This is a genomic window from Roseofilum sp. (assembly GCF_982964205.1).
In genome coordinates this window covers 20,981-27,514 of the sequence record NZ_CEZBFX010000033.1, presented here as the reverse complement: position 1 = coordinate 27,514, position 6,534 = coordinate 20,981, and the positions used below count along the sequence as shown (strand labels likewise).

The 6,534-nt window shown below is 45.0% G+C and carries 6 protein-coding genes; 2 read left to right on the top strand and 4 right to left on the bottom strand.

Annotation, left to right across the window (positions count from 1 at the left end; all coding sequences use genetic code 11):
• Nucleotides 1-2,328, top strand: a 2,328-nt coding sequence (gene hypF, locus AC3A14_RS10655) for a carbamoyltransferase HypF (RefSeq protein WP_487778997.1), incomplete at its 5' end; no start/stop codon positions are given.
• Between the two features lie 53 nt (nucleotides 2,329-2,381).
• Here hypF and AC3A14_RS10650 read toward each other — a convergent pair.
• Nucleotides 2,382-2,933, bottom strand: a complete 552-nt coding sequence (locus AC3A14_RS10650) for a Uma2 family endonuclease (protein WP_318719242.1) — start codon at nucleotides 2,931-2,933, stop codon at nucleotides 2,382-2,384.
• A 366-nt stretch (nucleotides 2,934-3,299) separates the two neighbouring features.
• Between AC3A14_RS10650 and AC3A14_RS10645 the strand changes: the two genes are divergently transcribed.
• Entirely contained in the window at nucleotides 3,300-4,163 is an 864-nt protein-coding gene (locus tag AC3A14_RS10645) for a hypothetical protein (RefSeq protein WP_318732653.1), read from the top strand.
• A 77-nt stretch (nucleotides 4,164-4,240) separates the two neighbouring features.
• On the opposite strand, the gene AC3A14_RS10640 is transcribed toward AC3A14_RS10645, so the two are convergent.
• The 3 genes from AC3A14_RS10640 to AC3A14_RS10630 form a co-directional block, all read right to left on the bottom strand.
• Nucleotides 4,241-5,476 (bottom strand): NAD(P)/FAD-dependent oxidoreductase, encoded by a 1,236-nt coding sequence (locus AC3A14_RS10640; protein ID WP_318732652.1) that lies wholly within the window; start codon nucleotides 5,474-5,476, stop codon nucleotides 4,241-4,243.
• A gap of 251 nt (nucleotides 5,477-5,727) precedes the next feature.
• On the bottom strand, nucleotides 5,728-6,156 hold the full coding sequence (locus tag AC3A14_RS10635) for a hypothetical protein (protein ID WP_318732651.1): 429 nt from the start codon (nucleotides 6,154-6,156) through the stop codon (nucleotides 5,728-5,730).
• Nucleotides 6,157-6,177: 21 nt separating this feature from the next.
• The coding region (locus tag AC3A14_RS10630) for a glutamine amidotransferase-related protein (RefSeq protein ID WP_487778996.1) at nucleotides 6,178-6,534 on the bottom strand (357 nt) is incomplete at its 5' end.

The following is a 6,534-nucleotide window of genomic DNA, read 5'->3' as shown; positions in this document are numbered from 1 at the left end:
GTCCGAGGGCGGGTTCAGGGGGTAGGATTTCGGCCCCATGTTTGGCATTTAGCCTATGAGCTTGGGCTAGTTGGCCAGGTGTGCAATGATGGGCAAGGGGTACGCATTCAGGTGAGTGGAGAACCGGAAGCACTATCCGAATTTCGGCAACGGTTAGAGTCCCAAGCGCCTCCCCTGTCGCAGATAGAGACGATTGAAATCCAAGAACAAGAGCAAGCTATTGAGTTTAAGGAATTTGCTATTGTCGAGAGTGTGGGGGGCAAAACCCAGACTCAAATTGCCCCTGATACAGCGACTTGTTCTGCTTGTGTGGCAGAAATTTATACGCCTTCAGAGCGGCGCTATCGCTATCCGTTTACGAACTGTACCCATTGTGGGCCAAGGCTTTCGATTATTCAAGGGGTTCCCTACGATCGCCCCTCAACAACGATGGCGAATTTTCCGTTATGTCCCCAATGTCAACAGGAATACGACGATCCGGGCGATCGCCGCTTCCATGCCCAACCGATCGCCTGTCCCATTTGCGGACCGAAAGTTTGGCTAGAGTCCCTCACGGATAAAGATAGGGTTGGGGAACCGGGAAAAGAGATCCAACAGACGATTTCCCGGATTGAACAAGGCAAAATTCTTGCCATTCGGGGGTTAGGGGGATTTCATTTAGCCTGCGATGCGACGAATGAAGACGTTGTAAACCGCTTGCGCGAACGTAAACGACGATTTGGTAAGCCCTTTGCATTGATGGCGCGGGATATTAGGGTTATTCGTCGCTATTGTCGGGTGAGTCGAGCCGAAGAAGAGGCGCTTACGAGTCCTGCGGCTCCCATTGTGCTGTTGAATGCTGACGGAGGGGAGCGTTTACCGGAGGCGATCGCCCCTGGAGTAACAACACTCGGTTTTATGCTTCCCTATACTCCATTGCATCTTCTACTACTTGAAACTCTGGATTATCCCCTGGTGATGACCAGCGCCAATTTATCCCACGAACCTCAGTTAATCAGCAATACAGAAGCTAGGGAGAAACTGATCGGATTAGCGGATACTGTATTATTTCATAACCGAGATATCGCCAATCGCATAGATGATTCCGTGGTGCGGATAATGAGAGGAAAGCCTCGTTTATTGCGTCGCAGTCGGGGTTACGTTCCGGGAGAGATCGCCCTGCCGCCAGGATGCGATCGCCACTCAAGCATCTTAGCTTATGGCGGAGAACTCAAATCCACCTTTTGTCTTATCCAAAATAATCAAGCCATTTTATCCCAACATCAAGGCGATTTAGAAAACCCGATTACCTACGTAGATTATCAGAAAAACCTCAAACTTTTTCGCCAACTTTACGATCATCAACCGCAAATTTTAGTCGCCGATCTCCATCCCGAATATCTCTCGACCAAACTGGCTCAAGAACAGGCCCAAACTCATCAGTTACCCTTAATTCAAGTTCAACACCACCATGCCCATATTGCCAGTTGCTTCGTTGAAAATGGCATTCCTTTAGACCATTCTCCCATTTTAGGCATTGCCCTAGATGGCTTAGGTTTTGGCGAAGAGGGTACGATTTGGGGGGGAGAGTTTCTACTCGCAGATTATCGAGGCTATCAACGGTTAGCTACCTTAAAACCGGTGGCGATGATTGGCGGCACAAAAGCTATTCTCGAACCTTGGCGCAACACCTATGCTCACTTAAAAACGGCCTTTGATTGGCAGATGTTAATTGAAAAATTCGGTCATCTGGAATTATTTGACTATTTCCAGAATAAACCAATCGCTCTCTTTGAGCAAATGCTGCAAAAACGACTCAACGCACCCCTGGCAAGTTCGACGGGGCGGTTGTTTGACGCGGTATCGGCGGCGATCGGCTTATGTCGCGATCGCGCCCTATTTGAAGGTCAAGGGGCGATCGAGTTAGAAATGGCAGTCGATCGCCATTTACTCTCAGAATCTGATGATGATTTTGCTTATCCTTTTGATATTAATTTAACTCATAAACTTCTCTATCTCGACCCTAGCCCCATGTGGTTTTCTTTATTGGAAGACTTGAACCAAGGCGCAAGTGTCTCTCGGATGGCAACTCGATTTCACCGAGGCTTAATCCAAGGAATGATACAGTTAGTACAACAATTAATCCATAACTGTCAATCGGATGGACTGTCCATTCAACACATTGCTCTCTCTGGAGGATGCTTCCAAAATCGGATTCTACTCGAAGAACTGACGGCTAAACTAGAAGCAAAAGGGTATACCTGTTTATCTCAAGCACAAGTTCCCTGCAATGACGGAGGGTTATCCTTGGGGCAGGGTGCGATCGCGATCGCTAGAACAACACGATAAACTTCAGCTATTCCTCTCCAGCTTTCCATTGTGCAGCTTTGCGATCGATGTCTTTAATCAAATTCCGGGGCCCAGATTTCTACTACAGGTAATTCCCATCCAGGGAGTAATGCAGGAACGGTAAAAATATCCCCATCACATAACGTTATCGGGTCTTGATTGAGTCGATAAACTTCCATTGTACGAGTTCTCGGATCGACCAATACTCCCACCTGAGTTCCTAATACTATAAATTCTTTGATTTTCTGGCGCAATTTGATGAGACTATCGGTTCTGGACTTCACTTCAAACATTAGATCGGGCACTAATTCAGCATAACTGTCAGTGGTGCGAGGTAAACGTTGAGCCAGGATAAAAGAAGCATCGGGTGCGCGAACATCTCCGTCAGCATTGGGTAAACAAAATCCACCACTAGAGGCAATGACTCGCCCTAATTTTCGCGGTCTCACCCAATGGGATAATTCAGCAACAATAGCAGCAGCCACTTCATCTGATTCTAATCCGGAAAGACTCATAAAGATAATTTCTCCTTGAACTAATTCCATCCGATAGTTGGGATGCTGGGTTTGGAGATATTCTAAGTCTTTGATAGTTAATTTAGGCATAGAATTTATAGTGTGGGCTTGATGTTTGATTCTAATATAGCGCTTTGGGCGATCGCGCGATTTATCCCTAGTATGCTGGGAATAAGTAGTCAACGAAACCCTGTTTAGCCGCTATTTCTAGAATTTCTTTCCTTAAGTAAATCGCAGTTATATTCAGTATGATATTGATCTAATGGCCTCTTGTAACACAAGATCTCGAATAAAATATCAATACCCTGTAAGCCAAAAAACTCCCACAGAGTCTCAAACTCTGCTACTATTGACGCGAGATAGTAATGGGCCAGGGATTGAAGACCTAACCTGAGTCGCCATTGTCTGTCTCACCCCTCCTTGTCCAAATTCATCCGGTTCAGGGTACTCAGCGCCATGGCACAACCGAATCCAGCAGAGATCACCGATGCTCTCAACAGTGTCTTACAACCCCAAGGGGTTACCGCCAAAGCACTGGTTAAAGAAGGCTGTTTACATATCCTCCTAGAAGGGGAAAACATACCCGAACAGGAAGAATATGTGGCGATCGTTCATGATGAAATCCTCAATATGGGTATTGACTCGTTCCCAACCCTACAAATCTACGGCCGCCAAATTGGATCGAAAAAGCCGAGTTGGAGCGACACGATTGACTTGTTGCAAGGGAAAGAGGATGAGGAAGAGCTACCCAATTTTGCCCTTGACGATCCGGATGAAGATTTAAATTCCTATAACGGTAACGATCTCGATGGTGCGGAACCTTTGGATTCAGAGCTTGATGAATCTGGAGAACAGAAGAAATCAGGGGCGAAGAAGTTCTTGCCTTTGTTAGCAATCCCTATTGTCGCTCTCATTGGTGCGGCAGTTTGGTGGTTTTTCCTACGTCCGGCTCCAGCTCCCCTTCTGCCTGCGACTGCACCGGAAATTGCTCCTGAGACAGCAGTTCCTGAGACAGCCATAGAAAGCCCACCAGAAACGACAGAACCGGAAGCCACACCTGCAAATCCAGCATCAGTTCCCCCAGCTTCGACCAATCCGTGGAGAGAGGGAATTAACCTAGCGATAAGTGCTGCTGAACTGGCGCAAACGGCTAGTACCCGTGCTGAGTGGGCAGAAGTCTCCAGTCAATGGCAGCAAGCACGGGATTTAATGGCTCAAGTGCCAGAGGATAGTGAAAACTATGGAGCGGCTCAGGAGCGGGTTGTTACTTATGGTGAGAATGCAAATTCAGCTCAGATCTGGGCCGATCGCAGTAATTAACTCCCTAATTCTCAACTATTTGTTATGAAACAAGGGGCACCCAGCCCCTTGTCTTCCAGTAAAAAAGAGTAAGTGACCTATTTTTTTAGTAGCGATCGCTCAAAATTCCTACCTTTGAGCATACGATTCCAGTACAGGAACGGCAAACCGTAGCGCTTGAGCAACCACATGCTATAACGTTCTTCCGTCGGCTCGAGGGGAAACGTAGGACTTGGATTTTTATCATAATCAAACTCAGCAAAAATCACTTTGCCATATCCCGTCACTAAGGGACAACAGGCATAACCATCATACTGATTATTCAGGGATTTAGACTCCATCAGAGCCAACAAGTTTTGCACCAGTACAGGTGCTTCGGAACGCACAGCAGCAGCCGTTTTCGACGTAGGCAGAGACGAGGAATCACCGAGGCCAAACACATTAGGATAGCGATTATGCTGGAGGGTAAACTTATCCACATCAATCCAACCTTTAGCCGCTCCTTCCGTACCTGCTAAAGAACTATTCTTGACAAAATCTGGAGCGCTCATTGGTGGACTGACATGGAGCAGATCGAAAGGAATACTCACCAACTCCACACCCTCATCTGTCGTCACCTCAAAAATTGCCTCTTTGGGATCGGTTTTAATGGCTTTCAGGTTATATTTAACCCTCATCTCAATATCTTTGCGCTTAACAATTTCCATCAACGGTTTGGCATAGGCAGGAACGCCAAAAATCCCACCAGTTGCCGTACAATACATAATCTTAGAGCGATCGCGAAGCCCATTTTTCCGGAATGCTTCATCGGCTAAATACATAATCTTTTGGGGCGCACCGGGGCATTTAATTGCCGTACCTGGATAAGTAAAAATCGCGGTTCCACCCTTAAAATTGCGAATCATTTCCCAAGTTTTGGGAGCTTGCTCAAAGTCATAATTACTACAAACTCCATTTTTTCCTAATGTTTCGGGTAACCCTTCCACCCAATCCCAATGGATTTGTAGCCCAGGACAAACCACCAAATAATCATAAGAAATCACTCCTCCATCCTGGGTAACCACTTGATTTCGATCGGGCTGAAATTCCTGGCAATAGGCTTTAATCCAAGTTGCTTTTTCCGGAATACACTCTTTTTCTGGCTTGACCGTATCTTCTGCGGCAAATGCTCCACCACCGACTAATGTCCAAGCGGGTTGATAATAATGCTTTTCTGACGGTTCAATAATCGCCACATCTAAATTAGAGTTTGCATTTAAGAGCTGGGCTGCTACTGTAATTCCTGCGGAACCTCCGCCAACAATTACAATTTGATGATGGGTTGAATTTGCCATAATTTCTCGATCTATGCTGAAACAGTTTTTAGCATACTATAATAACCTAGTCTTGTCTGATTAAAATTTAAGAAAAGATAAAGAACGCCTCTCAATAGACGGAAAAATGCTGTAGGGGAGAAAAACTTTTTCTCTTCTACTTGAGTACCTTAAGGTTTGAGAGACTTCTTTTCAGAAGGAATAGGTATAAGAAGACAGGATGACTGAATTACGATTCATTTCGTTCTCACTGATTTCAAGAGGTCTATTACTTATTCATCATCCAAAGAATAATGGGTTTGTTGTCGAATATACTCAATGACTTCATGATAGGCTTGCTCATGAAATTTTGGATTGAGGACAATTTCTGTCTGACTATTGGGTAGCCAAAAAGTCAACTTTTTATTCCCTGGATGATAGGCAAATAAACTAATCTGAATCAAATTGATAAAATAGTCATTACGCTCATACTGGAACTTGAGCCAATTTCTATCCTTCCGATTCTCTAAACAGTGATGAATATACTTTTGAACTTTCAAGTAACTTTCAGATTCGCCTTGGGGAGTCAGGACAATGGGTGTTTGACTATCGGGTAACCAAAAGGAAATTTTACCATTCGTGGCACAGATAAACGTATCTATGCGGTCTAAATCGATCACATAAATTTGACGTTCAAATGGAATTTTAGCCCAGAATGCCACCGGTTTGCCTCCAGATGATGCTTATACTAAATTAGCTGGAAGTGGAGTTTTAAGAGTAGAATATTCCTGTACTTCTGAATTTTCTAAAGGTTCTCCTGTGTAGTTTTGGGCGGCTTTTATAAACCCTTGAAATAGGGGATGGGGATGGCTAGGACGAGATTGAAATTCAGGATGAAATTGACAGGAAATAAAGAATGGATGTTGGGGATATTCGATGATTTCTACTAGCCGTCCATCGGGAGAGGTTCCACTGATCGCATATCCAGTCTCTAAGAAAAGATTGCGATAGGCATTATTAAATTCATAGCGATGTCGATGGCGTTCATAAATCACTTCTTTTTCATAGAGTTCGGCAGCTAAGGTATTGGGCAATATGCG

Excerpts from the sequence above, each read along its gene's own strand:
- AC3A14_RS10650 (WP_318719242.1), bottom strand. The coding sequence starts at position 2,933 with ATGCCTAAATTAACTATCAAAGACTTAGAATATCTCCAAACCCAGCAT.
- AC3A14_RS10645 (WP_318732653.1), top strand. The coding sequence starts at position 3,300 with ATGGCACAACCGAATCCAGCAGAGATCACCGATGCTCTCAACAGTGTC.
- AC3A14_RS10640 (WP_318732652.1), bottom strand. The coding sequence starts at position 5,476 with ATGGCAAATTCAACCCATCATCAAATTGTAATTGTTGGCGGAGGTTCC.